The organism is Streptomyces sp. NPDC005955 (genome assembly GCF_042871255.1).
In the GTDB taxonomy this organism is placed as follows: domain Bacteria; phylum Actinomycetota; class Actinomycetes; order Streptomycetales; family Streptomycetaceae; genus Streptomyces.
On record NZ_JBIAIF010000007.1, the window covers coordinates 47,701 to 72,885 of the forward strand.

A 25,185-nucleotide genomic window follows, 5' to 3' on the forward strand; every position below is an offset into this window, starting at 1 on the left:
CGATGACACTCCGCTACGGAGCGGGCCCGGATATTCGTGTTCTGCGCGTTCCGTTCCCGGGGCGTGCGCAACAGAGGGAAACGGCGGCCCGCAAACGGAACACCCCGCGCGGTATCGGGAAGGGCCGGCACCGCGTTGTTGAACGCACGGGGAATTCCCGGTGCCCGAGATGGGGAGCACCCGACGAACGGCGGGAACCGACGCGCCGGTTTGCGGTACGGAATGGACGTGTCCGAGCCGTCCGGCAATGCGGGTGTGCGCTACCGGTAAGGGAAATGCGGGGAACCGGTGCGGGTGCACGCCGATCGGCCGCCCGCCGCGCCCCCGACGCTGGTCGCCCCGCGCCGACCCGCCCCGCACGTCCAGCGTGTCCGCCGCGCCCGCCGTGCTCCGCGTCTGCCGTGCCCCCGCCCGCCGTGCTCCGTGTCCGCCCGGGTCCCGGTTGGTCCGTCGCGTTCGCCGTGCTCCGTGTCCGCCGGGTCGGGGTCGGTCCGTCGCGTCCGTAGTCCTCCGCGCCGCCGGGTCGTGGTCGGTCCGTCGCGTCCGACGTCCCCCGTGTCCGCCGGGTCTGGGTCGGCCCCCGCGTCCGACGTCCCCGCGTCCCCGTGCCCGGGTCCGTCCACCGGTCCACCGTCCGTCCACCGGTCTGCGGGCCCGTCCACCGGCCTGCGGGTCCGTCCGCCGGTCCGTCGGCGGTCGGCTCGCGCAGTCGTGTGGGACCGCATCGGAGATCACGTACCCGGTACCCGCCCCGGAGACCCGGTGACCGCGCCGCCCCGGGAGATGGGGGCGGGGCCTTTCTTCTAGTCTGGGGGGCGTCCACCCCATTCGGCACTAGGGAACCGCAGGTCATGAGCCAACTACCCTATCGGTATGAAGCCCCCGCTTCGCAGTCGCTTTTCGACCGCGCGGCCCTGGTGACGCCCGGGGGTGTGAATTCCCCCGTACGCGCCTTCCGCGCGGTGGGCGGTACGCCCCGGTTCATGGTGTCCGGCCGTGGGCCCTACCTGACCGACGCCGACGGCCGCGAGTACGTGGACCTCGTGTGTTCCTGGGGCCCCATGATCCTCGGGCACGCGCGCCCCGAGGTGATCGCCGCCGTGCAGGAGGCCGTCGTCCGCGGCACGTCCTTCGGGACGCCCGGCGAGGGGGAGGTCGCGCTCGCCGAGGAGATCGTGGCCCGGGTGGCGCCGGTGGACCAGGTCCGGCTGGTCTCCAGCGGGACCGAGGCCACCATGTCCGCCATCCGGCTGGCCCGCGGCTTCACCGGCCGGGCCAAGGTGGTCAAGTTCGCCGGCTGCTACCACGGCCACGTGGACGCCCTGCTGGCCGCCGCCGGGTCCGGACTCGCGACCTTCGCGCTGCCGGACACCCCGGGCGTGACCGGTGCGCAGGCCGGGGACACCGTGGTCCTCCCGTACAACGACCTCGACGCCGTCCGGGCCGCGTTCGCCGCGCACCCGGGCGAGATCGCCTGCGTGATCACCGAGGCGTCCCCCGGCAACATGGGCGTGGTCCCGCCGCGCGAGGGCTTCAACGCGGGGCTGCGCGACCTGTGCCGGGAGAACGGTGCGCTGTTCGTCTCGGACGAGGTGATGACCGGGTTCCGCACCTCCCGGGCCGGTTGGTACGGGGTGGACGGGGTGGCGCCCGACCTGATGACCTTCGGCAAGGTCATGGGCGGCGGCTTCCCCGCGGCGGCCTTCGGCGGCCGGGCGGACGTGATGGCCGCGCTGGCCCCGGCCGGCCCGGTCTACCAGGCGGGCACGCTGTCCGGGAACCCGATCGCGACGGCCGCCGGGCTCGCCCAACTGCGCCTGCTGGACGACGCCGCGTACACGACCGTCGACGCGGTCGCCGAGCAGATCCGGACCCTGGTCACCGGGGCGCTCGCCAAGGAGGGCGTCGCGCACCGGGTGCAGAGCGCCTCCAACATGTTCTCCGTGTTCTTCACGGAGGACGAGGTCCACGACTACGAGGACGCCAAGCGGCAGGAGTCCTTCCGGTTCACCGCGTTCTTCCACTCGATGCTCGCCCAGGGGGTCTATCTGCCGCCCTCCGCCTTCGAGTCCTGGTTCGTGTCCACCGCGCACGACGAGCAGGCGGTCGAGCGGATCGCGGCGGCGCTGCCCGCAGCGGCCCGCGCCGCCGCCGAGGCCGTCGCTCCGGGGACCGCGGGAGGCGCGGCATGAGCGGCGGGGCGCGCGAGACGGTCGCGGACCGCACGGTCGTCCACCTGGTGCGGCACGGCGAGGTCCACAACCCGGAGGGCATCCTGTACGGGAGGCTGTCCGGGTACCACCTGTCGGAGCTGGGGCAGCGGATGGCCGACCGGGTCGCCGAGCACCTCGCGGAGCGGGACGTCACCCATGTCGCGGCCTCCCCGCTGGAGCGCGCGCAGGAGACGGCGGAGCCCGTCGCCAAGTCCCACGGCCTCGACGTGGGCAGCGACGTGCGGCTCATCGAGGCGGGCAACGTCTTCCAGGGCAAGACCTTCGGGGTGGGCGACGGGGCGCTGCGCAGACCGGAGAACTGGCAGCACCTGATCAACCCGTTCCGTCCCTCCTGGGGCGAGCCGTACATCGACCAGGTGGTGCGGATGATGCGGGCGATGGACGCGGCGAAGGAGGCCGCACGGGGGCACGAGGCCGTGCTCGTCAGTCACCAACTGCCGATCTGGATCGTGCGCAGTTACGTGGAGCGGCGCCGACTGTGGCACGACCCGCGGCGGCGGCAGTGCACCCTCGCCTCGCTCACCAGCTTCACCTACGTCGGTGACCGGATCGTGTCGGTGGGGTACTCCGAGCCCGCCCGGGACCTGGTGCCCGCCCATCTGCTGGCGGGGGCCAAGAAGGTCAAGGGGAAGGACAAGGCGTTCGGGGCCTGAGCGTCGTCCCGCACATGACCTCTGGGTTGGTGCGGACGCGGCTGTTCGCCGTGCGGCCCGCGCGTCTGTCCGGCGACAGCGAGGTTCTGCATGCGGGCGAAGGCGTGCGCGACGCGAGCCCGGACCTGCTGGTGGGACTTGTGGTGCGCCTGCTTCCCGTCGGACGGGTCTTCGCCTTCGCGGCGGCGGTGGGGCATGACGAGTCCGGTGCCCGGACGGCCGCCGTCGGCGAGCGCGAGTGTCTTGCCGACGGCGGCCGTGGCACCGGACCCCTCCCGTGCGCGGGCATCGGCCCGAGGCGGTCGAGGGTGCGGCCCGCTGCCGACTTCGAGACCGGCATGGCTCCTGTTGGATGACCATGTCGTCCAGCTCTGGACCCCGCAGATCAAAGCCCTGGACGACCGGTACGGGGCCGCGACCGTCGACGACGACGGCATCGCACTCGACCGGTTCCACCAACTCCCCGGCCCCGACCTGCGGTGGTGGCGGCGACACCCCCGCGCTCAGCCGGCGCTGCCGGCGCCGACCCGGACTCGATCTGACCCTCAACCTCACGGGATTAACGGGATTACGGGACAGCCTTTAGTGATCATGAATCGGTAAAGAACCGATCAGAAACGTTCTGAAAAGGAACCCCAGGGTTCTTTGTGTGCTCTCAAGAAGCGTCGAACAAGTGGACGCGTCTTTGGGGGGACGCAAAGTGATCTTCAGGGGATTCCATGCAGGACATCGGCCGACGGAACCTGATCGGGGCCGGAGCGGGCGCGCTCGCCGCGCTCGGGCTCGCGGGGTGCGACACGGGCGGCGACGGCGGGAGCGGTAACGGCGGTACGGACGCCCGCCGGGGAAAGGAACCCGGCCCGGTCAGGAGCGGCCCGACCGGCCGGCCGGCCGAGCCCATCGGCGACGGTTCCACCTCGTACACCGGAAAGCAGCCGCACCAACCCCCCGCCCCGGTACCGCTGGAGCCGGGACGGACGCCACCGCAGTTCGTGGTCTTCTCCTGGGACGGTGCGGGGGAGGTCGGCAACGGACTGTTCCCGCGATTCCTCGATCTCGCCCGTGAACACGACGCGCACATGACCTTCTTCCTTTCGGGGATCTATCTGCTGCCCGAGTCGAAGAAACGGCTGTACCGTCCGCCGAACAATCCCGTCGGGGCGTCCGACATCGGATATCTGAAGGACGAGAACATCCGGGCGACGCTCCGGTGCGTCGACCGCGCCTGGCGCGAGGGCCATGAGGTGGGCACGCACTTCAACGGCCACTTCTGCGGCGGTAGCGGTTCCGTGGCGCACTGGACCTCCGCGCAGTGGCGCAGCGAGATCGAGCAGGCCGAGTCGTTCGTCACGAAGTGGCGCACCCACACCGGCTGGACCGACCTGCCCCCGCTCCCCTTCGACTACGGGAAGGAACTGGTGGGCGCCCGCACGCCGTGCCTGCTGGGTCGGGACCGGCTGCTGCCCGCGGCCCGCGCACGGGGCTGGCGCTACGACTCCTCCTCGCCCGGCGGCACCCAGCGCTGGCCCGGCAAGCGCGGCGGCCTGTGGGACCTGCCGCTCCAGGCGATACCTTTCCCCGGCCGCTCGTTCGAGGTCCTGTCGATGGACTACAACATCATGGTCAACCAGTCCGGGAACGCCACCCAGGGCCCGACCCGGCACCGCGCCCGCTGGCGCGAGCAGGCCACGGACGCCCTCCTCGCCGGCTTCCGCCGCGCGTACGAGACCAACCGGGCCCCGCTGTTCATCGGCAACCACTTCGAGCAGTGGAACGGCGGCATCTACATGGACGCCGTGGAGAACGCCCTGCGACGGATCGCCGACACCGCAGGCGGGCGCAAGAAGTCCGGAAGGTCCAGTGGGTCCGGCGAGGCGCACGACCGGGACATCCGGATCGTCTCCTTCCGGCAGCTGGTGGACTGGCTGGACGTCCAACGGCCCGAGGTCCTCGACCGGCTGCGCGCCCTGGACGTGGGCGAGTCCCCCGTCGGCGGCTGGCGGGCGTACCTGGGGAAGTCCGCCGTGACGCCCACCACCTGAACCGGCGGGACGGGTTCCGGTACGCCTCCGGGCGGTGCCGTCGGCGATCCCGTCCGGAGCTTCCCGCACCCCCTCTGAAATGGGCGTTCGACCCCGTCAGGGGGGTGCGGAAGATCCCCGAATCGGGCATGCGAAACTTTTCACATGAGTGCCGTCCGCCGCGCCCCGCAGAGCCCAGCCGCAGCACCCCGCGCCCACCGCCGGTCGGGCCGGAACCACCGTCCAGGGGCCGCCGTCCGGGCCGCCGGGGGGCGACGGGGCCGGATCGCGGTGCTCACCGCCGCCGTCACGGGCGCCGCCCTGCTGCTCACCGCCTGCGGTTCCGGCGGTACCAGCGGAGGTGCGAACGGCACCAACTTCGTGGCCAGCTCCGACGGTGTCTCCACCGTCAAGAAGGGCGAGCGCGGGGCCGGACCGAAGATCGACGGCGAGACCCTGGAGGGCGAGCGGCTCGACGTCGCCGACTTCAAGGGCAAGGTCGTCGTCCTCAACGTCTGGGGCTCCTGGTGCCCGCCCTGCCGCGCGGAGGCACCCGGTTTCCAGAAGGTGGCCAAGGAGACCAAGGCCGAGGGCGTCGAGTTCGTCGGCATCAACACCCGGGACTCCAGCAAGGGCCCCGCCCGGGAGTTCGAGAAGAACTTCGGCGTGACCTACCCCAGCCTCTACGACCCGATGGGCAAGCTGATGCTCCGCTTCCCCAAGGGCACCCTGAACCCGCAGTCGATCCCGTCCACGATCGTGCTCGACCGTGAGGGGCGGGTGGCCGCCCGTGCGCTCACCCCGCTCAGTGAAGAGAACCTGCGCAAGATGGTCGACCCCGTCATCGCGGAGAAGTGATCGGTGTGACCTCCTCCACCGACGGGGCCGCCCTCGCGGACCCCCAGGTACTCGCCGCCGCACCGCAGTTCCTCGCCGCGATCGAGGGCCCGAGCACGACCGTCCTGAGCGGTGCGCTCCTGCTGGCCCTGCCGGTCGCCCTGCTCGCCGGACTCGTCTCGTTCTTCTCGCCGTGCGTGCTGCCCCTGGTCCCCGGCTACCTCAGCTACGTCACCGGCGTCGGCGGCACCGACCTCGCCGACGCCCGGCGCGGCCGGATGACCGCCGGCGCCGCGCTGTTCGTCCTCGGCTTCACCGTGGTCTTCGTCTCCGGCGGCGCCCTGTTCGGGTACTTCGGGCAGCAGCTGCTGGAGCACCAGGAGGTCATCACCCGGGTCCTCGGCGGGCTCATGGTGCTGATGGGCCTGTTCTTCATGGGGATGATCCCCGGGCTGACCCAGCGCGAGTTCCGCTTCCACCGCAAGCCCGCGGCCGGACTCGCCGGCGCCCCGCTGCTCGGGGCGATGTTCGGGGTCGGCTGGACGCCCTGTGTGGGGCCGACGCTGTCGGCGGTCAACACGCTCGCCATGAACGAGGGCAGCGCGGGCCGCGGTGCCATATTGATGATCGCGTACTGCCTGGGGCTCGGGCTGCCCTTCATCCTCGCCGCGGTGGCCTTCCGCAAGTCGCTGGGCGCCTTCGCCTGGGTCAAGCGGCACTACGTGTGGGTGATGCGGATCGGCGGCGGAATGATGATCGTGACCGGGCTGCTGCTGCTGACCGGGGTCTGGAACACCATGGTCCAGCACATGCAAGTCTGGTCCAACGGTTTCGTGGTGGGGATCTGAGCACATGAGCGACACCAAGGCCAAGCCCGGCGGCGCGCCCGGCCGGGGCACCTCCGCACCGGACGGCGACGAACTCGGCGCCGCCGGCGCCCAGCTCACCACCGCCCCCCGCGAGGACGCCCCGAACCTCCCGGCGCTCGGGGTGGTCGGCTGGTTCCGCTGGTTCTGGCGCCAGCTCACCTCGATGCGGGTGGCCCTGCTGCTGCTCCTGCTGCTGTCGCTCGCCGCGATCCCGGGCTCGTTGATCCCGCAGGCCGGCGTCGACGACTTCCGGATCGAGGACCTCCGCAAGGAGAGCCCGGAGCTGGCGTCCTTCTACGACGCGGTCGGCCTCTTCAACGTCTACGGCTCGGTGTGGTTCTCCGCGATCTACATCCTGCTGTTCGTCTCGCTGATCGGCTGCATCCTCCCGCGCACCTGGCAGTTCGTCGGCCAGCTCCGCGGCCGTCCGCCGGGCGCCCCCAAGCGGCTCACCCGGCTGCCCGCGTACGCGACCTGGCGCACCGGGGCCGAGCCGGAGGCGGTGCGCTCGGCCGCGCTCGCCCTGCTGCGCAAGAAGCGGTTCCGGGTACACGCCGTCGGGGACGCGGTCGCCGCGGAGAAGGGCTATCTGCGCGAGGCCGGCAACCTGGTCTTCCACATCGCGTTGATCGTGATGCTGCTCGCCTTCGCCGCCGGCCAGTTGCTGCGGCACGAGGGCAACAAGCTGATCCTGCCGGGCGGCGGCTTCTCCAACACGCTCACGCAGTACGACGACTTCAAGTCCGGCAACCTCTTCCACACCGACGACCTCACCCCCTTCAGCTTCCGCTTCGACAAGTTCGAGGGCACCTACGAGCGCTCCGGTCCGGCCCGCGGCACCCCGAGCACGTTCAAGGCGGACGTCACGTACAGCGAGGGCGTCGACGGGCCGGAGAAGAAGCGGACGATCAAGGTCAACGAGCCCTTGGAGATCGACGGCACCAAGGTCTACCTGGTCAGCCACGGCTACGCGCCCGTGGTGACCGTGCGCGACCCCAAGGGCAAGGTGATCTTCCGGGAGCCGGTGCCGCTGCTGCCGCTGGACGCCAACGTCACCTCGTCCGGGGCGATCAAGGTCCTCGACGGCTACCGCGACAAGAAGGGCAAGAAGGAGCAACTGGGCTTCAACGCCTTCTTCGTGCCGACCTTCGCCGGTGCGGGCAGCGGCCAGATGATCTCGACCTTCCCGGCCCTCGACTTCCCGGTCCTGGCGCTCTCCGCGTACCACGGCTCCCTCGGTGTCGACTCGGGCGTTCCGCAGAACGTCTACCAGCTCGACAAGCGGAAGATGAAGGAGTTCAAGAACGAGGACGGCGAGCTGTTCAAGAAGATGCTGCGGCCGGGCGAGACCATGAAGCTGCCCGGTGGCGCCGGCTCGATCACCTTCGAGAAGGAGATCCAGGAGTGGGCCGGCTTCCAGATCGCCAAGGAGCCCGGTAGCGGCTGGGCCCTCACCGGGGCCATCGCGGCCATCGCCGGTCTCGCCGGCTCCCTGTTCATCCAGCGCCGCCGGGTCTGGGTGCGGGCGGTGACCGGTGCGGACGGAGTGACCGTGGTGGAGATGGCCGGACTCGGCCGCAGCGAGTCCGCGAAGGTGGCCGAGGAGCTCGGTGACCTGGCCGCCGCCCTCCACGCCACCGCGCCCACCGCGCCCACCGCGCCCGCCGAGCCCGAAGCCCCGACCGCCGCATCCGCCCGCCCCGCCGAGCCCACCGGTTCCGCCGAACCCATTGGTTCCGCCGAGCCCACCGGGCGCTCCGTTTCCGATTCCGCTTCCGCGGACGGGCCCGACGGCGGGAAACCCGGGGCGGGTAGCGTCGACCCCGCCCCGTCCACCCCCGAGACCCCAGCCGTTCCTGCCGAAGGGGCAGAGAAGTGACTCTCGCCGCAGCGACCAACGAAAACCTCGCGAGCATCAGCAACGTGCTGATCTACTCGGCGATGGCCGTCTACACGCTCGCCTTCTTCGCCTACATCGCCGAGTGGATCTTCGGCAGCCGGAGCAAGGTCGGCCGTACCGCTGCCTCGCTCACCCAGGGCACGGACAAGTCCGCCGGGCCCGCCGTCACCGTGAAGTCCGCCGGTGGCACCACCACCCTGGAACGCCCCCAGGTCGTGACCCGGGCCGTCTCCGGGGCGCGGGACCTCCCGGACGGGCCGGGCGCCGCGGGCGGCACCGAGCAGGGCGACCTGTACGGGCGGATCGCGATCGCCCTCAGCTTCCTGGCGTTCGCCGTGCACGTGGGCGGCGTCCTCACCCGCGCCCTGTCCGTGCAGCGTGCCCCCTGGGGCAACATGTACGAGTTCAACATCACGTTCTCGTGCGTGGCGACCGGCGTGTACCTCGGGCTCCTCGTGGCGAAGAAGAACGTCCGCTGGATCGGCCTGCCGCTGACCACCTCGGTCCTGCTCGACCTCGGGCTCGCCGTCACCGTCCTGTACACCGAGAGCGCCCAGTTGGTCCCCGCGCTCAAGTCGTACTGGATGTGGATCCACGTCTCCACCGCGATCTTCTGCGGGGCCGTGTTCTACGTGGGCGCGGTGACGACCGTCCTCTACCTCTTCCGCGACTCCTACGAGAACAAGCTCGTGAGCGGCAAGACGCCCGGCACGTTCGCCAGCTCGGTGCTGTCCCGCCTGCCGGCCGCGGCCACCCTCGACAAGTTCGCGTACCGGGTCAACGCGGCGGTCTTCCCGCTGTGGACGTTCACGATCATCGCCGGTTCCATCTGGGCCGGTGACGCCTGGGGCCGCTACTGGGGCTGGGACCCCAAGGAGACCTGGTCGTTCATCACCTGGGTCGCCTACGCCTGCTACCTGCACGCCCGGGCCACCGCCGGGTGGAAGGGCCGCAAGGCCGCGTACCTGGCGCTGCTGGCCTTCGGCTGCTGGCTGTTCAACTACTACGGCGTCAACATCTTCGTCAGCGGCAAGCACTCGTACGGCGGCGTCTGACGGTTCCGCACGCATCGGGCCGGTTCCTGTGACACGGGTCATGGGGACCGGCCCGTGGCGTACGGGAACCCGAGTGGCCCGTGCGGACAGGTGAGGGGGCGTGGACACCAACACGCGGCGGATCAGGGCCCGCGTACGGGACGGGGACGCCGACGCTTTCGGCGAACTCTTCGACGCGTACGCCCGCTCCGTCTACAACCACGGGTTCCGGCTGACGGGGGACTGGGCCTCGGCCGAGGACATCGTTTCACTGACCTTTCTGGAGGCATGGCGGCTGCGGGGAAAGATCGACCCGGACGGCGGCTCCCTACGGCCCTGGCTCCTGGGCGTCGCCACCAACGTGACCCGCAACACCCGCCGCACCGCCCGCAGACACGCGGCGGCGGTGGCCCGACTGCCGCGGGCGGAGGCGGTACCGGACTTCGCTGACGAACTCGCCGAACGCATCGACGACGCCGAACAGCTCGCCCTGGTGCGCGCCGCACTGGCGAAGTTGCGGCGCGCGGAGCGGGAGGTGCTGGCGCTGTGCGTCTGGTCGGGCCTCGACTACGGCTCGGCGGCGGCGGCCCTCGGCATACCGGTGGGGACCGTGCGGTCCCGGCTGTCGCGCGCCCGCAAGAAGCTCGCGACGGCCGTCGGCGCGCTCCGCTCCGAAACTCCCGAACGACGTGGGGAACTCCCCTTCAGGTACGGACAGATGAGAGGTGGCCGCGTTCCTGCGGCCGGGCCCACCCAGGAGGGAAACCGATGAGCGTTCTTCCCGAGAAGGACCTCCCGCCGGGCCGTCACCGACTCCTCAAGGAGCATCTGATGACCGAGATCCGGCAGGAAACCCAGGCCGCCGAGAGCCGTCCCCGCCGTAGCCCCTGGCTGCGTCCCGTCCTCATCGGCGCGGCGGCCGCGGCCGTCGCCGCGGGCGTGCTGGTCGCGCTGCCCGCGGGCGGCAAGGGCACCACCGCCGACGCGGCGCCCAACGACGCGGCGGCGCTGCTGGAGGACATCGCGCTGGCCGCAGCCAAGGAGGACGCCCCGGACGAGATCCGCGACGACCAGTACGTCTACATCAAGAGCGTCGTCGGCTACACCTCGCAGGAGCTGGGCAAGAAGGCGAAGCTGGACCCGGTGCACGACCGTGAGATCTGGTTCGCCGTCGACGGCACGCGGCCCGGGCTGCTGGTCGAGGACAACCGCAACGGACGCATCGAGTTGGAGGCCGACACCCCCGGCATCCCCAGCAACACCAACTACAAGAACCTCAAGACCCTGCCGACCGACCCCGACGCCATGCTGAAGTGGCTGTACAAGAACAAGCAGGGCGACAACCAGAAGGACGAGCAGGTGTTCACCTTCGTCGGTGACCTGGTGCGGGAGTCCCTGGTGCCGCCGGCGCAGGCCGCCGCGCTCTACCGGGCCGTGGCCAAGGTGCCCGACGTCGAGGTGGTCAAGGACGTCAAGGACGCGGCGGGCCGCACCGGCATCGCGGTCGTCCGGGACGAGGGCCCGACGGCCCAGCGGCAGCTGATCTTCGACCCGAAGACCAAGCAGTACCTGGGCGAGCGCGTGGTCACCACCGAGGACCACGCCGAGACCGGTCTGAAGAAGGGGGACGTGCAGGGCACCGCCGCCCTCCTCGACCGCGAGGTCGTCGACAAGCGCGAGCAGCGCCCCTGACGTCCCGTAGGACCCCGGCGGCTGGTCCGCGGAGGGGGCTCGGAGCCGGTGACAGCGGCCCCGAGCCCCTGACCGGGCCCCACCGGGGCCCGGGGTCGGCGGAGCCTACTTGGGCGCGTCGCCCTTCGGGTCCTGGCGGTCCGGGTCGGCGGGGTCGGTGGGGTCCGCGGAGCCGGCCGGGTCCGTCGGGTCCGTCGGGTCCGGCGCGGCCTTGCGCCGGTTCTCCTCACCGAGGGACTTGAGGAACTCGGGGTTGTCGTCGGGCGCCACCCACGGGGCGCTCCCGCGGCGCCCGGGCCCGCCGGCGAGGGCGCCCTTGCGCTCCTTGCCCGCCACGAACCAGGCGATGGGGCCGATGAGGACCTGGCCGAAGAGCAGGACGATGATCACCCACGCGATCTTGGGCAGGTGCTTGACCTCCTTCTCCGGCGTGTTCAGGCAGTCGATGAAGGCGTAGATCCACAGCGCGAGGATCAGCAGGAAGGGAAGGGCCCTGAGCATTGGTGGTGTGACCCCCCAGCGAGCGGCGGCGGGCCGTGGTGCGGCCCCGGTGACGGGGCCAGGGTAACCGGTACCGGATACTGGACAGCATGGCTTATGACGATCTCCGGTCTCTGCTCAGGGCGCTCGAACGCGAAGGTGATCTCAAGAGGATCAAGGTCGAGGTCGATCCGTACCTGGAGGTCGGCGAGATCGTCGACCGGGTGCAGAAGGCCAAGGGCCCCGCGCTCCTCTTCGAGAACGTCAAGGGCTCGTCGATGCCGTTGGCGATGAACGTCTTCGGGACGGACCGGCGCCTGCTGAAGGCCCTGGGGCTGAAGTCGTACGAGGAGATCACCGAGAAGATCGGCGGGCTGCTCAAGCCCGAGCTGCCGAACGGTTTCGTCGGGGTCCGGGAGGCGTTCGGCAAGCTGGGCGCCATGTCCCACGTCCCGCCGAAGAAGGTCAAGGACGGCCCGGTGCAGGAGGTCGTGCTGCACGGCGACGAGGTGGACCTCGACGCGCTGCCCGCGCTCTTCACCTGGCCCAAGGACGGCGGCTCGTTCTTCAACCTGGGTCTCACCCATACGAAGGACCCCGAGTCCGGGGTGCGCAACCTGGGGCTCTACCGGCTCCAGCGCCACGACAAGCGCACCATCGGGATGCACTGGCAGATCCACAAGAACAGCCACAACCACTACCAGGTCGCCGCCCGGCGCGGGGAGCGGCTGCCGGTGGCCATCGCCTTCGGCTGTCCGCCGGCCGTGACGTACGCCTCGTCCGCCCCGCTGCCCGGCGACATGGACGAGTACATGCTCGCCGGCTTCCTCCAGGGCAAGCGGGTCGAGATGGTCGACTGCAAGACCGTGCCGCTCCAGGTCCCCGCGCAGGCGGAGGTCGTGCTGGAGGGCTGGTTGGAGCCGGGGAAGATGCTCCCGGAGGGCCCCTTCGGCGACCACACCGGGTTCTACACCCCGCAGGAGGACTTCCCGGCCCTCACCATCGACTGCATCACCATGCGCAAGCGTCCGCTGCTCCAGTCGATCGTGGTCGGCCGCCCGCCGACCGAGGACGGGCCGCTGGGCCGCGCCACCGAACGCTTCTTCCTGCCGCTGCTGAAGGTCGTCGTCCCGGACATCGTGGACTACCACCTGCCCGAGGCGGGCGTCTTCCACAACTGTGCGCTGATCTCCATCGACAAGAAGTACCCGAAGCACGCGCAGAAGGTCATGCACGCCATCTGGGGCGCCCACATGATGTCCCTGACCAAGCTGATCGTGGTGGTGGACGCCGACTGCGACGTCCACGACGTCGAACAGGTCGCGTGGCGGGCGCTCGGCAACGTCGACTACGCCCGGGACGTCACCCACGTCGAGGGTCCCGTCGACCACCTCGACCACGCCTCGTACCAGAAGTTCTGGGGCGGCAAGATGGGCGTGGACGCCACCCGCAAGCTCCCCGAGGAGGGGTACACCCGCGACGGCGGCTGGCCCGAGATGGTCTCCTCGGACCCGGCGACGGCGGCCATGGTCGACCGCCGCTGGAAGGAGTACGGACTGTGAGCACCGTGCGCACCGGCGGGGAGCGTTGATGTCGGCCGCCGAGGGCGTCATCGGGGGGCCGGGTCCGGCCGCCCCGAAGGGCGGGACCCGGGCGTTCCTGCGGCTGGTGATGATCGAGCACTCGATCTTCGCGCTGCCGTTCGCCTACATCGCCACCCTGACCGCGATGTTCCAGGTCGACGGCACCGTGCACTGGGGGACGCTGCTGCTGGTCACCGTGGCGATGGTCGGCATGCGGACCTTCGCGATGGCCTGCAACCGGATCATCGACCGGGAGATCGACGCCCGCAACCCCCGCACCGCGGGCCGGGAGCTGGTGACCGGCGCGGTGTCCGTGCGTTCCGCGTGGACCGGCGCGATCATCGCCCTCGCGGTCTTCCTCGGTGCGGCGGCGCTGCTCAACCCGCTGTGCCTGGTGCTCGCCCCGGTCGCGGTGGTGCCGATGGTGGTCTATCCGTACGGGAAGCGCTTCACCCACTTCCCGCACGCCATCCTGGGCGTGGCGCAGGCGATCGGTCCGATCGGGGCGTGGCTCGCGGTCACCGGCACCTGGTCCTGGGACGCGGTGGTCCTCGGGCTCGCGGTCGGCATCTGGATCGGCGGCTTCGACCTGATCTTCGCCTGTCAGGACGTGCAGGCCGACCGGGCGACGGGCGTGCTGTCCGTCCCGGCCCGCTTCGGCATCCCGGCGGCCCTGTACGGGGCGCGGGCCTGCCACGCGGTGACGATGGGACTGCTCGTCTGGTACGCGTTCCTCACCGACGCCGGGTTCTTCCTCTGGCTGGGGCTGCTGGTCGTCGCCGTGGCGTTCGTCTACGAGCACCGGGTGGTCCGGCCGCACGACCTGTCCCGGTTGAACCGGGCGTTCTTCACGGTCAACGGGTTCATCGGCATCGCCCTGTTCGTCTGTGCGCTGCTCGACCTGGTGGTGCGCGGCCTCTCGCTCTGAGCGCCCGGCGCGGGGTCCGGCCCGGGCGGGGTCCGGCTCAGGTGGGGTCTGCGGCCGGATCACGGGCCGGACGGCGGCGTCCTCAGCACGGCTCGTGGTCCTTCCGCAGCCGGGCGAGCAGTTCGACGGACGCCTCCACGGACTCCGCGGCGGAGGTCAGGCGCTGCACCGCGTCCTTGTACATGGCGACCTTGTCCGGCTCCTCGATGTACAGCGCGGCGGTCAGGCTCTCGGCGTGGACCACGTCGAGGTCGGCGTGGGTGCCGAAGCCGAGGATGCTGAACGAGCCCATCTGGCCGGCGTGCAGCGGGGCGTCGGAGCGCAGGATCTGGATGTTGACGTTGGTCCGCCGCCCCATCGACAGCAACTTGCCGAGCTGGTCGTACATCACGCCGTTGCCGGGCACCGAGGAGCGCAGCGCCTGTTCCGAGATGATCGCCCACAGGGCGAGCGGCCGGTCCCGGGTGAGCACCGCCTGCCGGGCGAGCCGCACCTCGACCAGGGCGTCGACCCGGGCCTCGACCGCCTCCGTCATGGCGGTGGCGCGGATGATCTCGCGGGAGTACTCGGCGGTCTGGAGCAGCCCGGGGATGACCCCCAGGTGCCAGGTGGAGACGGACTCGGCCTCGGCCTCCAGGCTGATCAGGTCCTCGTAGACGGGGGACAGCACCCCCCGGTACGAGTGCCACCAGCCCCGTTGGGTGGTGTCCTTGGTGAGGGCGACCATCGCGGCGCGCAGCTCGTCGGTGACGTCCCGGCCCAGGGTGGCGTACAGGTCGAGCAGTGCCTCCACGTCGCTGGACTTGGCGGCGCTCTTCGCCGTCTCTATCCGGGACAGCTTCGAGGTGATGAACCCGCCGGCCGACTTCTCCGCCACCTCGTCGAGGGTGAGGTCACCGCGCAGGGCCCGCAGCTTCGCGCCCAACCTGCGCCGGCGCACCGTGGGCGCGCTCACAGGAGCCCCCTTCCGTCCGGTCGATGGACGGGACAGTCTGCCGTGCGCCGTGATCCGCTGTCACCCGGCCGGCGGTGTCCGGTCCGCGGCCGGGGCCCCGCGGACGGCGGTCAGTTGACGGCGGGGCGGGTGCGGCGGAAGGCGAAGGCGGCGAGAACACCGCCGAGGAGCCCGAACAGGTGGCCCTGCCAGCTGACGCCGGAGTCGGTGGGCAGAACACCCCACAGGAGTGACCCGTAGAACACGGCGACGACCGCGCCGATCACGATCTCCCACGGTCGACGGTCGACCAGCCCGCGGACCACGAGGTAGCCGAGGAGTCCGAAGACCACGCCGGAGGCGCCGAGGGTCACCGTGTCCGGCGGGGAGGTCAGCCAGACGCCGATCCCGCTGACCAGGGTGATCGTCAGCACCACGCCGACGAACTTGCGCAGGCCCGCCAGGGCGGTGAGGAATCCGAGGACCAGCAGCGGGACCGTGTTGGAGGCGAGGTGGTCCCAGCCGACGTGCAGGAAGGCCGCCGGTACGACGTCCCACAGCTCGCCGGCCGCCCGGGGCGTTATGCCGTAGGTGTCCAGCCGGTGGCCGAGGGCGGTGTCCACCGCTTCCAGGACCCACAGGAGTCCCACCCACAGCAGCATCAGCTTGGCCGCGGGCAGGGCGGCGCCGCGGGTCGTGCTGCTTCCCGGTGTGTCGAGTGCCATGGGTCCTTCCCCGCTCGCCGATGTGTCCGCCCGCCGTTGCCGCGCGGTTCCCGTGCTGCTTCCGTGCCGTTCCCGTGCCGCGTCCGGGTCGCTGTCCGGGTCGCTGCTCGGGCCGGTCCGCCGGCGCGGTCGCCGGCCCCGTACGGAGGCTGCCCGGGGAGCCTCCCCCGTGCACCTCCAACGCACTGCGCGCCCGGCGCGTTCCCCGGCGGCCGACGTGCACCGGGGGGCGGGGCGCGCGGGGGCGCCGGATAGGCTCGAAGGCGTGGAGCAGTCAGAGAAGACCACCCGGCGCCCCTGGATCGTGGGGGTGTCCGGCGCATCGGGAACGCCGTACGCCGCGTCCTTGCTGCGGGCGTTGCTCGCGGCGGGCGAGAGCGTCGACCTCGTGGTCTCGCGCGCCTCGCGGCTGACCCTGCTCGACGAGACGGGCATCGCCTTCCGGGACGCCCACTGGCGGGACGACCTCGCGCAGTGGTTGGCGCGGGGCGCCGACGGCAAGCCCGACGCGTTCGACCCGCCGCCGTTGGACGAGGTGCGGTACTGGGCCGCCGGGGACCTGGCCGCCGGGCCGTCCTCGGGCTCGTACCCGGCCCGGGGCATGATCATCGTGCCGGCCTCCACCGCGTGCGTGGCCGGGGTCGCGCTGGGGCTGTCGAAGGACCTCCTCCAGCGGACCGCGAGCGTGACCCTCAAGGAGGGCCGGCCGCTGGTCGTGGCCGTGCGGGAGACGCCGCTGAGCGGTCAGACGCTGCGGCAGCTGGTGGCCCTGGACGAGGCGGGCGCGGTGGTGTTGCCCGCGTCGCCCGCCTTCTACGCCGGAGCCGTGCACATCCAGGACCTGGTGGACTTCGTCGCCGGCCGGGCCCTCGACGCGGTGGGCGTGCGGCACGGGCTGTACCGGCGCTGGGACGGATCGCTGGGTGGGGGGCGGGAGCAACACGGCGGTGGCGTAGGTCCTCCGTCCGCCGCGCCCTGACCCGGGCGGCCCGTTCCGCGCCGCAGACGCCCCGTACGCTCCCGGCATTCCACCAGGTGAGATTCGTAGGGTGTCCGGCCGACGTGCCTTTGATCTCAGACGTAAACTCGCGGGACTGCTGAATAATGAAAGGCTCGGATTTCATGGACGCCGTGGACAGGCAGCTCATCCAGGCCCTGCGGGAGAACGGCAGGGCCTCCTACGCCGAACTGGGTCGCCTCGTGGGGCTCTCCGGCCCCAGCGTGACCGACCGGATCAACCGGCTGGAGGCGGCCGGGGTCATCACGGGCTACCGCGCGAGCGTCGATTCGGCATCGCTGGGGCTCGGCGTCACCGCCCTGATCGGCATCTCGCTCTCCGACGCGGCCGACCACGAGGACGTGGCCCAGCGGCTGCGGGACCTCAGCGAGATCGAGGACTGCTGGTTCATCGCGGGCGACGACTCGTTCATGTTGAAGGTGCGCGTCGGGGACGTCGACGGGCTGGAGAAGACGATCAGGCGGCTGTCCGGCACCAAGGGCGTCTCCCGGACCCGGACCACGATCGTGCTCTCCACCAAGTGGGAGAACCGGGTCGGGGACCTGCCCGAAGAGGTCTAGGCGTACGGTGGAGCGCGCGTGCGCTCCGGACGGACGCTCCCGGTGGGCGGACCGAACGGGCCCACCGCACCGGCACCGCGGACGGGGCCGCACACGGCAGGCAGGGCGAGAGAGGCAGGGGCATGGACGTCGGGCTGAAGCGCGAGCTGGAGGCGAAGGTCCGCGACGGTGAGCGGTTGACCCGCGAGGACGGTGTCGCGCTGTACGCGTGCGACGACCTGGCCTGGCTCGGCGGTCTCGCCCACGAGGTGCGCACCCGCAAGAACGGTGACGTGGTCCACTTCAACGTCAACCGTCATCTGAACATGACGAACGTGTGCACCGCGTCGTGCGCGTACTGCTCCTTCCAGCGCAAGCCGGGGGAGAAGGACGCGTACACCATGCGCATCGAGGAGGCCGTGCGGCTCGCGAAGGAGATGGAGGGCGACCACCTCACCGAGCTGCACATCGTCAACGGTCTGCACCCCTCGCTCCCGTGGCGGTACTACCCGCGTTCGCTGCGGGCCCTCAAGGAGGCCCTGCCGAACGTCGGGCTGAAGGCGTTCACCGCCACCGAGATCCACCACTTCGAGACGATCTCGGGGCTCACCGCGAGCGAGATCCTGGACGAGCTGATCGACGCCGGCCTCGAATCGTTGACCGGCGGCGGGGCGGAGATCTTCGACTGGGAGGTCCGCCAGCACATCGTGGACCACCGCACGCACTGGGAGGACTGGTCGCGCATCCACCGGCTGGCCCACGAGAAGGGGCTCAAGACCCCGTCGACGATGCTGTACGGCCACATCGAGGAGCCGCGCCACCGGGTCGACCACGTACTGCGGCTGCGTGAGCTCCAGGACGAGACCGGCGGTTTCCAGGTCTTCATCCCGCTGCGCTACCAGCACGACTTCGTGGACGTGAAGGACGGCAAGGTCCGCAACCGCATCCAGGCGCAGACCACCATGGCCACCGGCGCGGAGGCCCTGAAGACCTTCGCCGTCTCCCGACTGCTCTTCGACAACGTGCAGCACGTGAAGTGCTTCTGGGTGATGCACGGACTGCACACCGCGCAGCTCGCCCTGCTGCACGGCGCCGACGACATGGACGGCTCGGTCGTCGAGTACAAGATCACGCACGACGCGGACGACTTCGGCACCCCCAACAAGCTGACCCGGGACGACCTGCTGGAGCTGATCCGGGACGCCGGATTCCGGCCGGTGGAGCGGAACACGCGGTACGAGATCATCCGCGAGTACGACGGTCCCGACCCCGGGCGGCGGGAGTCGCCGCAGCCGATGCGGGTCTGAACGTCCGCGCGGGTCCGAACCCTCCGCGCGGGTCCGAGTGGAAGCCGCGTGCCCCGCGCCCCGTGCCCCCGTACGCGCCTCGCCCGTCGAAGCGCGTACGGGGGCACGGTCGTTCCCGGGGGAGGCGCGGTGCCCGGCGGCACACGGAACGACCATGCTGACGTAATGGCTAGAATGCTGCCATGACCCTTACATTCACTAGGGACCCGTCCCTTGACGAGGAGCTCCGTGACGGGCTGGTCGGCCTCTGGACGGACGTGTCCAACGCGGGCGGCGCGGTGGGCTTCGTGCCGCCCGTGACCGCCCGGGAGGTCCGGCCCGAGGTGGTCAAACACTTCGCGACGATGGCCGAGGGTCGCACCCGCCTGCTCATCGGCCGCGACGACCGCGGCGAGGTCGCCGCGACCGCGTTCCTCACCGCCAACCAGCACCGGTTGATGCACCACTGGCTGTGGCTGTACACGGTGATGGTCCACCCCCGGCACCAGGGCAAGGGCTACGGGCGGGACCTCATGGCCGCCGCCGCGGACACGGCGCGCGCCGTGCCGGGCGTCGAAGCCCTCCGGCTGACCTGCCGCGGCGGTCTCGGCCTGGAGCGGTTCTACGCCTCCTGCGGGTACAAGGAGGTCGGGCGGGTGCCCGGCGCGATCCGGGTCGCCCCGGGGGACGACCGCGACGACATCACGATGCTGCTGCCGCTCACCTGACCACCGAGGGTGACCGTCGAGGGCCGGACGGGCGGCTCCGGCGCGCCGAGCGCCGCACCCGGCTGACGGCCGCCGAGGGCGTAGTGCTTCACTGATATGCGCCCACTGTCGGAACGGAAGAGTGGATCATGCTCCGCTACACACTGATGCGCCTGGGGATCTTCGCGGGTTGCTTCGGGCTCGTCTGGGCCCTCGTCTACGCGGGTCTGCTCCCCCGCGGGCTCGGCTCCTCCAACGGCCTGTGGATCCTGCTGCTCGCCATGGTGGTCTCCGCGCCGATCAGCTTCGTCGTGCTGCGCAAGCAGCGGGACGTCGCCTCCGGACAGATCGTCAACCGCGTCGACCAGGCCAAGGCCGGGTTCGACCGCTCCGCCAGGCAGGAGGACCACCTGGTGGACCTCGTGGAGGACGCGGGTCCCACCCGCGCGTGAACCGCGCTCAGCGGTCCCCGGGCCGCGGTCGGCGGCCCCCGGATCGCGGCCCCGTTCCGCGTTCTGCGGGCGTGAGGTATGTCTCAGGTGAAAGGCCGGCTCCTCGCCGTGACGAGGAGTCGGCCTGTTTCATGTGGTGTGCGTGCGGGGGCTGTTGGGGACCATCAGGGCATGGAACCGAGAGTGCGGGGCCCGGCACTGAGGTCAAAGTGGGGCTTTGAGGACCTGAAAGTACAAGTGTTAACGTGTGCGGCATGAAGTCCACCGCCGCGCGCCGCTCCGTCATGGGTCCGTCGCCCATGACCACCACGGGCGTCCCGCTCGTGGCGCGCCTGCACGTGGACCTGTGCCGCTGTCTCTCCGCGGCCTGTCGTCACCCCCGCGCGGCCTGTCGCCGCTTCTGAGTTCCCCGCCGGACCCGCCCCGTTCCCTGGCCCGTCCGGACCCCCGTGCGCGACCGCCGGCCGATCCGGTGGTGCTTCCCGCCCCTGCCCGCAACCCCCGGGCACCCGTTCCCCAGGGCAGCGCCGCGCCGCCAGCACCACCCCCCGACCCCCATCACCCCCCAAGGGAGTGTCCTCGTGTCCGTCCCCGCCACGAACACGCCGTCACAGCCGGTGACACCGGCCAAGCGGCAGTTCCCGGTGCCCTTCTGGGCCCAGATACTCATCGGTCTCGTACTCGGTGTGGCCCTGGGCTGGCTGTCCCGACACTTCGACATCTCGTGGCTGCAGACCACGCTGGAGAAGATCGGTGACATCTTCGTCGGGCTGCTGAAGCTCGCCGTGGGCCCGCTGGTGTTCTTCGCCATCCTGGTGTCGATCACCAACCTCCGGAAGGTCAACAACGCCGCGCGACTGGCCTCCCGCACACTCCTCTGGTTCATGATCACCTCGCTGATCGCGGTGGCGATCGGCCTGGTCATCGGCCTGGTGACCAACCCGGGCTCGGGCACCGGCCTGACCCCCAAGGACGGCGGCGAGCCGAAGAACACCGGCTCCTGGATCGACTTCCTCACCGGCATCGTCCCGACCGACGTGATCACGCCGTTCACCGAGCTGAACGTCCTCCAGATCGTCTTCCTGGCCGCCGTCGCCGGTATCGCCGCGCTGAAGATCGGTGACCGCGCCAAGCCGATCCTCAGCCTCAGCGAGGCCGTCCTCGAACTCCTCCAGAAGGCCCTGTGGTGGGTCATCAAGCTCGCCCCGCTCGGCACCGTCGGCCTCATCGGCTACGCCATCGCCACCTACGGCTGGGACCTGATCGGCGACTACGCCGTCTTCACCGCCGCCGTGTACGTCGGCTGCCTCCTGGTGCTCTTCGGCGTGTACCCGACGCTGCTGGCGGTCGTCGCCAAGGTCAACCCGCTCCAGTTCTTCAAGGGCGCCTGGCCCGCGATCCAGCTCGCCTTCGTCTCCCGCTCCTCCGTGGGCACGATGCCGCTGACCCAGCGCGTCACCGAGCGCCTGGGCGTCCCGAAGGAGTACGCGTCCTTCGCCGTGCCGTTCGGTGCCACGACCAAGATGGACGGCTGCGCCGCGATCTACCCGGCCATCGCCGCGATCTTCGTCGCGGAGATCTTCAAGGTCGACCTCAACCTCGGTGACTACATCCTGATCGCCTTCGTCTCGGTGGTCGGCTCCGCGGCCACGGCCGGTCTCACCGGCGCCACGGTCATGCTGACGCTGACCCTGTCGACGCTGGGCCTGCCGATCGAGGGCGTCGGCCTGCTCCTCGCGATCGACCCGATCGTCGACATGATCCGTACCGCCACGAACGTCGCCGGTCAGGCGCTGGTTCCGGTGATCGTCTCGGCCCGCGAGAAGATCCTCGACCACGACGCGTACGACAACGCGTCGGCCTCGCCGATCGACGAGGCGGACGCTGTTGCTCCCGTCCCGCAGGACCGGGGCCCGGCTCCCGCCACTGCTTGACCTCTGACCCCCGGGTTCCCGGGGTGCCGCTCACGCCCGTGGGGCTCGCCGTTCTCGGTGGGCCCCACGGGCGTTTCGGCACGGGCCTGCGGGTGCGATGCTCCTGCGGTGCGCTGCCCCTGCGGGTGCGTCCGGGTGGGGGTGCGCTGCTCTGCGCGGTGCGCGGTGGCGGTGCGCAGTTCCCCGCGCACCTTTCGGGGGCGTTCCGGTGGGGTGCGTGGTGCGGTGCGGGTGCGCGGTGCGATTCGCGCAGTTCCCCGCGCCCCTTTCGGGGCGGTCAGCCGGTCGGGGGTCAGTACTTGCCCAGGCCGGGGATGCAGGTGCCGTCCGCGGTGCGGCCGACGACCTCCGTATCCACCTTGCCGGTGGCGTGGACCGTGCCGTTGACGCACACGCGGCCCTCGCCGCCGCCCACCAGCGCCGTGCGCAGCGGGGTGAACCGGTCGCCCACCGACTCGACCTGCTCGGGCCGCAAGCCGAGCGCCCGGGCGGTCGCGGTGCGCAGGGCCGCTTCGGTGGTGCTGTCGGAGTCCGCGAGTTTCCGCAGGGCCGTGGCCAACGCCTCGGCCCTGGGCTTTGCTTCCCGCTGCTGCTCGGCGGTGATCGACGCCTGCTTGCGGTACGCGTGGTTCTCCGCGACCCGCTCGGTCCATTGGTCCGTGACGGACGGCTGGTCCGTGACGGACGGCGGGGGCGCCGACGGGGGAGCGGCGGAGTCGGGGTCCGCGTTCGGGAGGCCGCAGCCGGCCGCCGTGACGGCGAGCAGGGCGAGGGACGGGACTGCGGTGGTCAGCCGCGGGCGTATCCGTGTCATCCTCCCGACGATCCCAGGTGCGCGCCCCCTTCGTGGGCCTTCGCGGAATCAGGGCCGTACGCGCGGATGATCAGACCGGTGCCGTCGCCTTCGACGCAGGTCACGTAATGCTCGACCAACTCGTCCATCGGCACCGGTCGCATGCCCGGGAAGTGCGCGCCGAAGTGGTCGACGGAGTCGCCGATCAGCGTCGGGCTGACCACGTTGATCCGCAGGTCCCGCGGCAACTCGATCGCGGCCGACAGGACGAAGCCGTGCAGGGAGCCGCTGATGACGCCGCCTCCGGTGACGTGCGGCCACGGCTGGTCGGCGAAGATGCCGGACGTCAGGGTGAAGGAGGCGCGGTCGGCGACGTGGTGCTGACCGGTGAGGACCAGATCGGCCTGGCCGAAGAACTTGGCGCGCATGTTCGCGTACAGCGCGTCCCGCGTCAGCGTCCGGAAGTCGTCGAGTTCGCCGTGCGCCGCGATGCTCACGACCGCGTCGACCGCCCCGACCTCGCGGTACATGGCCTCGATGGTCCCGTGCGAGGTCAGGTCGACGTGGACGTCGCCCGAGGTGCGTCCGGCCACGACGACCTCGTGGCCCCGGGCCCGCAGCGCGGGCACCAGCCGGCGCCCGATGGTGCCGGCGCCGCCCACTGTGACGATCTTCATCGTGCGTCCTCCTGCTGAGACGGGGCGTCCGACGCGGACCGTCGGTCGATGCTCGGTGCCGGGTCGATGCTCTGCGCCAGGAGGACGAGGGCATCGGCGTCGGGGGTGTCGGGGCGGGCGTAGAACAGCCCGAGCTGCTGGTCGTCGTCGGGCAGGGTGACCGTCTCGTTCGACAGGGTCACCCGTCCGACGACGGGATGGTCGAGTGCGCGCACGGAGGACGAGCAGGTGCGGACGGGACGCTTCGCCCACATCCGGGCGAACTCCGGGCTCTCGGCGACGAGTCCGCCCACGAGGCGTTCGAGCCCGGCGTCGGCCCGGTGCCGGGCGACCGCTTGGTGCAGGGCCGCGACCGTGACCTGCGCCTTGTCGGCCCAGTCGCGGTACAGCGCGCGGTGGTGCGGATCGAGGAACAGCATGCGCGCGATGTTCGGCCGGATGCGTGCGTCCGGGGCGTCGACGTCGACGTGACCGGCCAGCAGGGCGTGACCGAGACGGTTCCACGCCAGGACGTCGGCGCGGTGGTCGATCACGATCGCCGCCGCTGTGGGGACGGCGGCCAGCAGGTCGCGCACCGACGGCCGCAGCCTGCTCCGGTGCGCCCGGGACCGGGTCGGTCGTCTCGGGGCGGCGAGGACGCGCAGGTGTTCGTGTTCGGAGGGGTCCAGTCGTAACGCCGCGGCCAGCGCGTCGACGACCGCGGGCGAAGCGCTGCTGCTGGCCCCCTGTTCGAGCCGGGTGTAGTAGCCGGTGCTGACTCCGGCGAGCTCGGCCAGTTCCTCCCTGCGCAGTCCCGGTACGCGCCGATGGCTGAGGCCCGGTCGTATGCCCGCCGCCTCCGGCGTCAGACGTTCGCGCCTGCTGCGCAGGAATCCGCCGAGGTCGTTCGCTCCTGTGGTGACCACGGGCCCATCGTCGCGCGGATCCCGGGAATCCTCCTGCCCCGAACAGGGATACCCTCCGCGGAACGCCCGGCGGACGCGGCCGTCGCGCGGGGCCGTTGACGCCGCCCTTGCCCTGAGGAGGCGCCCGATGGGTGCTCGTTCGTTCATGATCGCGGCCCGGATACCGATGTCCCGGGCCGGCTTCGACGAGTGGTGGGACACGCCCCTGCCGGAGCTCGACGTCATCGAGAACCCGTCCGCGATGTACGCGGGCTGGGCCTGCGACGGCGACGCACCGGACTGGGACCTGACCGGGACCGCCGTCCACTACCCGGCGGCGCTCGCCGAGATCCGCGCGGACCGGGCCAAGACCCCCCGGCAGTTGCTCGCCTCCCGGGCCGCCGACCGGGGAGCCGTGCTGCTCCGTCACCGTGACGAGGCGCTGGAGGTCTACCTGTACGACTACTACGGGGAGGAGACCGGTACGCATACCGCGCTGCTGATGCTGGCCGGTGCGGGGCGGTTCGCGCACGCTGGCGTCGCGGCGCCGGTCATGTACTGGGGCGGCGACGTCTACCCCGACCTGCCCCTGCACGGTGACCGGCCGCTCGCCGTGCTGCTCGTCACCGCGACCCGGTGCCGTTTCGTCGGCTCCTACCCGCTCGACGCCCTGGTCGCGGCCCTGCGCCCCGTCGAACGGGACTTCCTCCAGGTGTTCGCCCCCTGAGCCCGGCCGTCGGTACGTTCCGCTGCGCGTGCGTGGTCCTGCGGGGTGCGCTGTGGGATCGCGCAGTTCCCCGCGCCCCTGTCGGGGCGCCCCCTGTCGGGTGACCTGGCGGTCGGGGCGTTCAGCGGATTGTTCAGGGGCGCGGGGAACTGCGCGAGCACCCCGGCGCACCCGCACAGCACTGTGCGCAGCGCACCGTACGGGACTTCGTAGCGCGGGGTCACCCCACCGCTCCTATGGTGAGGTGAGTGCACCTTCCCCCCCCCCACTGGAGGGCG

At 71.3% G+C, this 25,185-nt stretch carries 25 protein-coding genes and 1 pseudogene; 19 read left to right on the forward strand and 7 right to left on the reverse strand.

What is annotated here, in order from left to right; translation table 11 throughout:
- The first annotated feature begins 851 nt into the window (after positions 1-851).
- Positions 852-2,192, forward strand: coding sequence for a glutamate-1-semialdehyde 2,1-aminomutase (hemL, locus tag ACFYOU_RS18615; protein WP_389768592.1), 1,341 nt, complete (start codon positions 852-854; stop codon positions 2,190-2,192).
- Positions 2,189-2,887, forward strand: a complete 699-nt coding sequence (locus ACFYOU_RS18620) for a histidine phosphatase family protein (RefSeq protein WP_391306885.1) — start codon at positions 2,189-2,191, stop codon at positions 2,885-2,887. The genes hemL and ACFYOU_RS18620 overlap by 4 nt, the downstream gene beginning before the upstream one ends.
- An 86-nt stretch (positions 2,888-2,973) precedes the next feature.
- Here the strand turns inward: ACFYOU_RS18620 and ACFYOU_RS18625 are convergent.
- Positions 2,974-3,183: pseudogene (locus ACFYOU_RS18625) on the reverse strand (IS5/IS1182 family transposase); the annotation flags it as partial.
- 423 nt (positions 3,184-3,606) lie between these two features.
- Between ACFYOU_RS18625 and ACFYOU_RS18630 the strand changes: the two are divergent.
- The 7 genes from ACFYOU_RS18630 to ACFYOU_RS18660 all read left to right on the forward strand — a co-directional run bounded on the left by ACFYOU_RS18630 (position 3,607) and on the right by ACFYOU_RS18660 (position 11,240).
- Positions 3,607-4,929, forward strand: a complete 1,323-nt coding sequence (locus tag ACFYOU_RS18630) for a hypothetical protein (protein ID WP_391306887.1) — start codon at positions 3,607-3,609, stop codon at positions 4,927-4,929.
- Positions 4,930-5,073: 144 nt separating this feature from the next.
- Positions 5,074-5,766 (forward strand): TlpA family protein disulfide reductase, encoded by a 693-nt coding sequence (locus tag ACFYOU_RS18635; RefSeq protein ID WP_389768586.1) that lies wholly within the window; start codon positions 5,074-5,076, stop codon positions 5,764-5,766.
- Between the two features lie 80 nt (positions 5,767-5,846).
- A complete protein-coding gene (locus tag ACFYOU_RS18640; RefSeq protein ID WP_391307235.1) occupies positions 5,847-6,593 on the forward strand; it encodes a cytochrome c biogenesis protein CcdA in 747 nt (248 codons plus the stop codon).
- Between the two features lie 4 nt (positions 6,594-6,597).
- Positions 6,598-8,493: a cytochrome c biogenesis protein ResB gene (locus ACFYOU_RS18645; protein WP_391306889.1), complete on the forward strand. Its 1,896-nt coding sequence runs from the start codon at positions 6,598-6,600 to the stop codon at positions 8,491-8,493.
- Complete coding sequence (gene ccsB / locus ACFYOU_RS18650) at positions 8,490-9,569, forward strand: c-type cytochrome biogenesis protein CcsB (RefSeq protein ID WP_385494946.1); 1,080 nt, start codon at positions 8,490-8,492, stop codon at positions 9,567-9,569. The genes ACFYOU_RS18645 and ccsB overlap by 4 nt, the downstream gene beginning before the upstream one ends.
- Before the next feature lie 100 nt (positions 9,570-9,669).
- Positions 9,670-10,320, forward strand: coding sequence for a sigma-70 family RNA polymerase sigma factor (locus ACFYOU_RS18655; protein WP_391306891.1), 651 nt, complete (start codon positions 9,670-9,672; stop codon positions 10,318-10,320).
- The gene (locus ACFYOU_RS18660) at positions 10,317-11,240 is read left to right on the forward strand and encodes a CU044_5270 family protein (protein ID WP_389768575.1); all 924 of its coding nucleotides are present in this window, start codon (positions 10,317-10,319) and stop codon (positions 11,238-11,240) included. Before ACFYOU_RS18655 ends, ACFYOU_RS18660 begins: the two co-directional genes overlap by 4 nt.
- 105 nt (positions 11,241-11,345) lie before the next feature.
- Here ACFYOU_RS18660 and ACFYOU_RS18665 read toward each other — a convergent pair whose 3' ends face one another.
- Complete coding sequence (locus tag ACFYOU_RS18665; RefSeq protein ID WP_391306893.1) at positions 11,346-11,741, reverse strand: PLDc N-terminal domain-containing protein; 396 nt, start codon at positions 11,739-11,741, stop codon at positions 11,346-11,348.
- Positions 11,742-11,830: 89 nt separating this feature from the next.
- Between ACFYOU_RS18665 and ACFYOU_RS18670 the strand changes: the two genes are divergently transcribed.
- Together ACFYOU_RS18670 and mqnP are read left to right on the forward strand one after the other, a co-directional pair.
- Positions 11,831-13,282, forward strand: coding sequence for a menaquinone biosynthesis decarboxylase (locus tag ACFYOU_RS18670; RefSeq protein ID WP_391306895.1), 1,452 nt, complete (start codon positions 11,831-11,833; stop codon positions 13,280-13,282).
- 28 nt (positions 13,283-13,310) lie between these two features.
- Positions 13,311-14,231: a menaquinone biosynthesis prenyltransferase MqnP gene (gene mqnP / locus ACFYOU_RS18675; protein ID WP_389768571.1), complete on the forward strand. Its 921-nt coding sequence runs from the start codon at positions 13,311-13,313 to the stop codon at positions 14,229-14,231.
- Positions 14,232-14,313: 82 nt separating this feature from the next.
- On the opposite strand, the gene ACFYOU_RS18680 is transcribed toward mqnP, so the two are convergent.
- Both ACFYOU_RS18680 and ACFYOU_RS18685 read right to left on the reverse strand, forming a co-directional pair.
- Positions 14,314-15,186: a Scr1 family TA system antitoxin-like transcriptional regulator gene (locus ACFYOU_RS18680; protein WP_391306898.1), complete on the reverse strand. Its 873-nt coding sequence runs from the start codon at positions 15,184-15,186 to the stop codon at positions 14,314-14,316.
- A 110-nt stretch (positions 15,187-15,296) separates the two neighbouring features.
- Positions 15,297-15,890, reverse strand: a complete 594-nt coding sequence (locus ACFYOU_RS18685; protein WP_391306899.1) for a rhomboid family intramembrane serine protease — start codon at positions 15,888-15,890, stop codon at positions 15,297-15,299.
- Positions 15,891-16,155: 265 nt separating this feature from the next.
- On the opposite strand from ACFYOU_RS18685, the gene ACFYOU_RS18690 reads away from it, so the two are divergent.
- The 7 genes from ACFYOU_RS18690 (at position 16,156) to ACFYOU_RS18720 (ending at position 21,826) form a co-directional block, all read left to right on the forward strand.
- Complete coding sequence (locus ACFYOU_RS18690; protein WP_391306901.1) at positions 16,156-16,869, forward strand: UbiX family flavin prenyltransferase; 714 nt, start codon at positions 16,156-16,158, stop codon at positions 16,867-16,869.
- Between the two features lie 143 nt (positions 16,870-17,012).
- Positions 17,013-17,468 carry an Lrp/AsnC family transcriptional regulator gene (locus tag ACFYOU_RS18695; RefSeq protein ID WP_385494957.1) on the forward strand — a complete coding sequence of 152 codons (456 nt, stop codon included), beginning with the start codon at positions 17,013-17,015 and terminating at the stop codon, positions 17,466-17,468.
- A 122-nt stretch (positions 17,469-17,590) separates the two neighbouring features.
- Positions 17,591-18,754 (forward strand): aminofutalosine synthase MqnE, encoded by a 1,164-nt coding sequence (gene mqnE, locus ACFYOU_RS18700; RefSeq protein ID WP_389768561.1) that lies wholly within the window; start codon positions 17,591-17,593, stop codon positions 18,752-18,754.
- A gap of 182 nt (positions 18,755-18,936) precedes the next feature.
- Positions 18,937-19,461, forward strand: coding sequence for a GNAT family N-acetyltransferase (locus ACFYOU_RS18705; protein WP_391306903.1), 525 nt, complete (start codon positions 18,937-18,939; stop codon positions 19,459-19,461).
- A gap of 128 nt (positions 19,462-19,589) precedes the next feature.
- Positions 19,590-19,892, forward strand: coding sequence for a DUF4229 domain-containing protein (locus ACFYOU_RS18710; RefSeq protein ID WP_391306906.1), 303 nt, complete (start codon positions 19,590-19,592; stop codon positions 19,890-19,892).
- A 254-nt stretch (positions 19,893-20,146) separates the two neighbouring features.
- Positions 20,147-20,296 carry a hypothetical protein gene (locus ACFYOU_RS18715; RefSeq protein ID WP_391307260.1) on the forward strand — a complete coding sequence of 50 codons (150 nt, stop codon included), beginning with the start codon at positions 20,147-20,149 and terminating at the stop codon, positions 20,294-20,296.
- A 177-nt stretch (positions 20,297-20,473) separates the two neighbouring features.
- Entirely contained in the window at positions 20,474-21,826 is a 1,353-nt protein-coding gene (locus tag ACFYOU_RS18720) for a cation:dicarboxylate symporter family transporter (protein ID WP_391306908.1), read from the forward strand.
- A 292-nt stretch (positions 21,827-22,118) separates the two neighbouring features.
- On the opposite strand, the gene ACFYOU_RS18725 is transcribed toward ACFYOU_RS18720, so the two are convergent.
- Genes ACFYOU_RS18725 through ACFYOU_RS18735 form a run of 3 tightly spaced genes read right to left on the reverse strand, consistent with a single transcriptional unit; the run spans position 22,119 to position 24,201 of the window.
- The gene (locus ACFYOU_RS18725) at positions 22,119-22,640 is read right to left on the reverse strand and encodes a precorrin-3B C(17)-methyltransferase (protein ID WP_391306909.1); all 522 of its coding nucleotides are present in this window, start codon (positions 22,638-22,640) and stop codon (positions 22,119-22,121) included.
- On the reverse strand, positions 22,637-23,296 hold the full coding sequence (locus ACFYOU_RS18730) for a short chain dehydrogenase (protein ID WP_389768547.1): 660 nt from the start codon (positions 23,294-23,296) through the stop codon (positions 22,637-22,639). Before ACFYOU_RS18730 ends, ACFYOU_RS18725 begins: the two co-directional genes overlap by 4 nt.
- Positions 23,293-24,201: a helix-turn-helix domain-containing protein gene (locus ACFYOU_RS18735; protein ID WP_391306912.1), complete on the reverse strand. Its 909-nt coding sequence runs from the start codon at positions 24,199-24,201 to the stop codon at positions 23,293-23,295. The genes ACFYOU_RS18730 and ACFYOU_RS18735 overlap by 4 nt, the downstream gene beginning before the upstream one ends.
- A 127-nt stretch (positions 24,202-24,328) precedes the next feature.
- Between ACFYOU_RS18735 and ACFYOU_RS18740 the strand changes: the two genes are divergently transcribed.
- Positions 24,329-24,907, forward strand: a complete 579-nt coding sequence (locus ACFYOU_RS18740) for a hypothetical protein (protein ID WP_391306913.1) — start codon at positions 24,329-24,331, stop codon at positions 24,905-24,907.
- Positions 24,908-25,185: the final 278 nt, after the last annotated feature.

Coding starts and splice junctions, on each gene's coding strand:
- hemL (WP_389768592.1), top strand. CDS start 852: ATGAGCCAACTACCCTATCGGTATGAAGCCCCCGCTTCGCAGTCGCTT.
- ACFYOU_RS18620 (WP_391306885.1), top strand. CDS start 2,189: ATGAGCGGCGGGGCGCGCGAGACGGTCGCGGACCGCACGGTCGTCCAC.
- ACFYOU_RS18630 (WP_391306887.1), top strand. CDS start 3,607: ATGCAGGACATCGGCCGACGGAACCTGATCGGGGCCGGAGCGGGCGCG.
- ACFYOU_RS18635 (WP_389768586.1), top strand. CDS start 5,074: ATGAGTGCCGTCCGCCGCGCCCCGCAGAGCCCAGCCGCAGCACCCCGC.
- ACFYOU_RS18645 (WP_391306889.1), top strand. CDS start 6,598: ATGAGCGACACCAAGGCCAAGCCCGGCGGCGCGCCCGGCCGGGGCACC.
- ACFYOU_RS18660 (WP_389768575.1), top strand. CDS start 10,317: ATGAGCGTTCTTCCCGAGAAGGACCTCCCGCCGGGCCGTCACCGACTC.
- ACFYOU_RS18665 (WP_391306893.1), bottom strand. CDS start 11,741: ATGCTCAGGGCCCTTCCCTTCCTGCTGATCCTCGCGCTGTGGATCTAC.
- ACFYOU_RS18670 (WP_391306895.1), top strand. CDS start 11,831: ATGGCTTATGACGATCTCCGGTCTCTGCTCAGGGCGCTCGAACGCGAA.
- mqnP (WP_389768571.1), top strand. CDS start 13,311: ATGTCGGCCGCCGAGGGCGTCATCGGGGGGCCGGGTCCGGCCGCCCCG.
- ACFYOU_RS18685 (WP_391306899.1), bottom strand. CDS start 15,890: ATGGCACTCGACACACCGGGAAGCAGCACGACCCGCGGCGCCGCCCTG.
- ACFYOU_RS18695 (WP_385494957.1), top strand. CDS start 17,013: ATGGACGCCGTGGACAGGCAGCTCATCCAGGCCCTGCGGGAGAACGGC.
- mqnE (WP_389768561.1), top strand. CDS start 17,591: ATGGACGTCGGGCTGAAGCGCGAGCTGGAGGCGAAGGTCCGCGACGGT.
- ACFYOU_RS18705 (WP_391306903.1), top strand. CDS start 18,937: ATGACCCTTACATTCACTAGGGACCCGTCCCTTGACGAGGAGCTCCGT.
- ACFYOU_RS18710 (WP_391306906.1), top strand. CDS start 19,590: ATGCTCCGCTACACACTGATGCGCCTGGGGATCTTCGCGGGTTGCTTC.
- ACFYOU_RS18715 (WP_391307260.1), top strand. CDS start 20,147: ATGAAGTCCACCGCCGCGCGCCGCTCCGTCATGGGTCCGTCGCCCATG.
- ACFYOU_RS18725 (WP_391306909.1), bottom strand. CDS start 22,640: ATGACACGGATACGCCCGCGGCTGACCACCGCAGTCCCGTCCCTCGCC.
- ACFYOU_RS18730 (WP_389768547.1), bottom strand. CDS start 23,296: ATGAAGATCGTCACAGTGGGCGGCGCCGGCACCATCGGGCGCCGGCTG.
- ACFYOU_RS18740 (WP_391306913.1), top strand. CDS start 24,329: ATGGGTGCTCGTTCGTTCATGATCGCGGCCCGGATACCGATGTCCCGG.